This window comes from Kaistella sp. (assembly GCF_032060305.1).
GTDB lineage: Bacteria > Bacteroidota > Bacteroidia > Flavobacteriales > Weeksellaceae > Kaistella > Kaistella yananensis.
The window spans coordinates 28,074-31,704 of record NZ_DAMBHK010000023.1 but is presented as its reverse complement, the minus strand read 5'-3'; the positions used below and the strand labels follow the sequence as shown (position 1 = coordinate 31,704).

3 protein-coding genes are annotated in these 3,631 nt (G+C 43.8%); all 3 read right to left on the bottom strand.

The window, feature by feature from the left end:
• Nucleotides 1–210 precede the first annotated feature (210 nt).
• A complete protein-coding gene (gene murI, locus V5N63_RS05075) occupies nucleotides 211–1,041 on the bottom strand; it encodes a glutamate racemase (RefSeq protein ID WP_332033074.1) in 831 nt (276 codons plus the stop codon).
• A 379-nt stretch (nucleotides 1,042–1,420) separates the two neighbouring features.
• Nucleotides 1,421–2,548 carry a radical SAM family heme chaperone HemW gene (gene hemW / locus V5N63_RS05070; protein ID WP_332033073.1) on the bottom strand — a complete coding sequence of 376 codons (1,128 nt, stop codon included), beginning with the start codon at nucleotides 2,546–2,548 and terminating at the stop codon, nucleotides 1,421–1,423.
• Nucleotides 2,549–2,779: 231 nt separating this feature from the next.
• On the bottom strand, nucleotides 2,780–3,631 hold an 852-nt coding region (locus tag V5N63_RS05065; protein ID WP_332033072.1), incomplete at its 5' end, for a PorP/SprF family type IX secretion system membrane protein.

The window sequence follows — 3,631 nt, the reverse complement described above, 5'->3', positions numbered from 1 at the left end:
AAAAGTCCAAAAAAGGTGGATGCTTCATGACGGTGCATAAAACCTCCGTAGGACTTCAAACATCCAACATCTAACACCCCGCATATGGCATCCAGCTTCCAACCGAAATCTGCGGCATCACCGAAATCTGCGGGAAATAATATTTCCAAAATTTCCTAGCTTCCGACTTCAAACTTCCAGCTTCCAACTTCCAACTTCCAACTTCCAACTTCAAAGCACCTTCAGTTCCAGATTAATGGAGTTTCCGAAGAACTTCTTTGAAATCTTCTCGAAATTTTTCGTGAGATCCGAGAGATAAAACTGGTATTTCGGCTCCGGATTTCGGTCATTCAGCAGATGGTGTTTTTCAAGAATTATTTTCAGCTGGTTTGCGACAATGCTTGGCGAATCGATGACACGCACGCGGTTGCCGTAGTACTGGCGGATTTCATCGATTAGCAGCGGATAATGCGTACAGCCCAGTATCAGCGTCTCGATATTCTTCAGCTTGCTGTTGCTGAGGTAATTATAGATAATGGAATGCGTAATCGGATGGTTTTTAAAACCTTCTTCTATCGCGGGTACCAAAAGTGGCGTCGCGAGTTCGTCTACTTTGATAAACTTGTTGTGTCTGCGGATGGATTTTCTGTAAAGTCCTGAATTTACCGTGGCTTTCGTTGCAATGACGCCCACATTGTTGTGAATTTCATACGCAACTTTTTCGGCTACAGGATTGATGACATCGATGACCGGAACTTTGTCGTCCACGAGTTCCAAAACTTCTGTGAGCGCATTGGCCGTGGCAGAATTACAGGCAATGACGATGGCTTTACAGTTTTTCTCGAGCAGGAAATCCGTGATTTTGGTCGAATAACCTACGATGGCCTCCCTGGATTTTTCGCCGTACGGGAGATGCTTGGTATCGCCAAAATAAATGAGATCCTCGTGAGGTAATAATCTTTTAATCTCTTTAGCCACCGTTAAACCTCCCACACCGGAATCGAAAATCCCGATAGGCTGCTTGGCGGAAAGGTAACTGAAATCCTGTTGTTTCTTTTTCAAAGGGAAAGAAGTTTTTGCAAAAATAAGAAAAATGCGGGATGCGGGATGATGGGTGCCGGATGTTTCTTAAAGGATTTTTAATGAGGATTCAGTATTGCCTACCCCCGATGGCGGTGATTACCCTGCTTTCCGTAACCGTGAATCTTCAAAAAACTCACACAGATTACAAGGATTGCGCTGATTTCCGGTTGCGGTGATATCATTCTAAGTGTCCTCTGTGGAAATCTCTGTGCGCTCTGTGGTAAAAAAAGATCCGAAGCAATACCATCCGCCATGAATTAATCCTTTAATTTTCCAATCATTCTTAGTGCGCTTCGTGAAATCTAAGTGCGCTTTGTGGTAAAAAGATCATACCTCTTTACCTGACGCCCAACATCACTTAATTCACCATAAACAAATCGGAGGCGATTCCATCCGCCATGAACCAATGCTTTTCCGGAATTTTCAGGTGACTGTTTTCAATGATTAAAATACCTTCTTCAAGTTTGAACTGAATTTCTTTCTGAAGATGCGCCAGAACCTGTTCACTAAATCTTTCATTCAAAACCTTAAGGTCAACGCCCCAAACTGTTCTTAACCCAATCATAATCATTTCATTGAACTGATCGGCCTCTGATAAAATTTCGGTTTCCTTCGGAACTTTGTTCTGAACCAGCGAGTCGATGTAAAGTTTATTGTTGGCGATATTCCAGCTCCTTTCATTACTGCCGTTGTAGGAATGCGCAGAAGGTCCCATTCCCAGGTATTCATGGGATTTCCAGTAGGCGGAATTGTGACGGGAATGAAAGCCTGGTTTCCCGAAATTGGAGATTTCATAATGATCGAAACCGTGCTCTTTCAGGAATTCCGACATATAATAAAATTCGCGGTTCTGCTCCGCTTCTTTCGGTGCGGGAATCTTATGCTGTTTAATCCATTGGTTGAGGGCGGTTTTCGGTTCTACGGTTAACGCATAAGACGAGACGTGAGGCACCTGAAGTGCAATGGTTTTGTTGAGATTTTCTTTCCAGATTTCAAAATTCGAGGTCGGTGACCCGTAAATCAGGTCAATACTGATATTTTCGAAACCGAAATCCTGCGCGCGCTTGATGGAAGATTCCGCTTCTCCTGCGTTATGGGCACGGTTCATCAGCATGAGATCTTCATTAAAGAAACTTTGAGTCCCGATCGAAAGGCGGTTGATTTCAGTTTGTGCAAGTTCCTTTAAAAATGGCTGATCCAGATCGTCGGGATTGGCTTCGAGGGTAATTTCGATATCCTCATTAAAGCTGAAATATTTCAGCACCTCATCAATGATCGATTTCAGTTCATCGACTTTCAGGATGGAAGGAGTTCCGCCACCAAAATATAAGGATTTCAGATTTTTGTCCTGGAGTTCGTCTTTACGCAGAAAAATCTCCTTTTTGAGCGCAGCAATCACCTCTTCCTTAAAATTCAGGGAAGTGGAAAAATGAAAGTTGCAGTAACTGCATTTCTGCTTGCAGAAAGGAATATGAAGGTAGATCATGTCTGTTGCGGGGTGATGGCTGCGGGATGTGGGGTGTTAGGTGATGGGTGATGGGTGATTGGGTGATGGGTGATTGGGTGATTGGGTGGCTGTTGGTGAAAATTTTAAGTTTAGAACTTCAGATGTATTCTGTCATTTGCTGACATCAAGCATCAAACTTCCAGCATCCAGCATCAGACATCAGACATCAAACATCAAACATCAAACACCCAGCATCAGACATCCGGCATCCTAATACCTGTACCCTCTCGTATTGATAAAGTTTTCGATATTATACCCAACGCTCAGCATAAAACTGCTGCCGGCATATTGCTGTATATCTGAAAGTCCGAAATTATAGCTCGCGCCAAAAAAGAAATTGTTTACGGTCGCTTTCAGGATAGGCGAAATTCCCAGATTCTGGCTTCCGAACTGGTTCTTTGAGGTTCTGAAACTGGCTCCAGCAGAAAACGAATTTTCTTCGCCTAAAATGGTCGCCATTAAATTCATATCTGTGATTCTGGATGAGTTGGTATTGAAATTCATCATCACCGACGGAGATACATAAAACTGCTCGGTAAGGTAGTAATCATAGCCCGCATTCAGGATAAATTTAGTTGGTTCAGGCTCGATGCCGTTAACGATTGGGATATCATTGGTCAGCGCAATATCGTTTACGGAAACACCGGCAAAGAAATTCCGGAACGTCACCGCCATCCCAAGATTTGCGTACACGAGAAACAGACTGTTGGTATCCGAAGCCAGCGTGGGATCTCCCGGATCCTGAGGATTCAGTTTCGCGAGATCAACATGCATATTATAGAAATTCACGTTTGTCCCAAAGGAAAACTGGCTTTTCCTTTCGCCATCGTCGTCAATCGGAATGAAATAAGAAGCTCCGGCCCCAATTCCGTTGGAAGAAACCGGCCCGTTCTGGTCGCGGAAAAACGAAAGTCCCGCCCCTACCCGGTCGAAAATATTGGCATGAAGCCCAACCGACTGTACATTGGGTGACTCTGCGAACTGCGAAAACTGTTTCTGGTAATTTAAATTCAACACCACATCGTCGGTTTTACCGTAAAGTGCAGGATTAAACAGGAAATC